The sequence below is a fragment of the Corynebacterium sp. 122RC1 genome, assembly GCF_024580955.1.
Taxonomy (GTDB): Bacteria; Actinomycetota; Actinomycetes; order Mycobacteriales; family Mycobacteriaceae; genus Corynebacterium; species Corynebacterium kozikiae.
The window spans coordinates 1-422 of sequence record NZ_JANIKD010000068.1 but is presented as its reverse complement, the minus strand read 5'-3'; the positions used below and the strand labels follow the sequence as shown (position 1 = coordinate 422).

Genomic DNA, 422 nt, shown 5'->3' with positions numbered 1-422 from the left:
GTTGTCCCAATCGTTCTCGTCAAGGCCATCCTCGATTGAATCGATAGGATATTTGGTAATCAGTTCTTCCAGGAACTTGATCTGCTCAGCAGCAGTCAGTTTTTTACCATTAGGATCCTTCTTCTTGCCATCCTTCAACTGGCGGTAATCGTAGTACCACTCACCATTTTCCTGAACGGCAAACTCGCTGGCAGCACAGTCCATGGCAATCTTCACGTCCTTTCCTGGCTCATAACCGGCATCCTTGATAGCCTGGCAGATGCTGTCGAGCGCATCCTCAATACCATCGAGTGCAGGAGCAAAACCGCCCTCATCACCTACGGCAGTAGAAAGACCGCGGCTCTTCAGGAGCTTAGCCAAGGCATGGAACACCTCAGCACCCATACGGATAGCCTCCTTCTCGGAAGGAGCACCCACAGGAC

Annotated in this window: 1 pseudogene; it reads right to left on the bottom strand. The window is 51.7% G+C overall.

Annotation, left to right across the window (positions count from 1 at the left end):
- Positions 1–422: pseudogene (gene eno, locus NQ050_RS11105) on the bottom strand (phosphopyruvate hydratase); the annotation flags it as partial.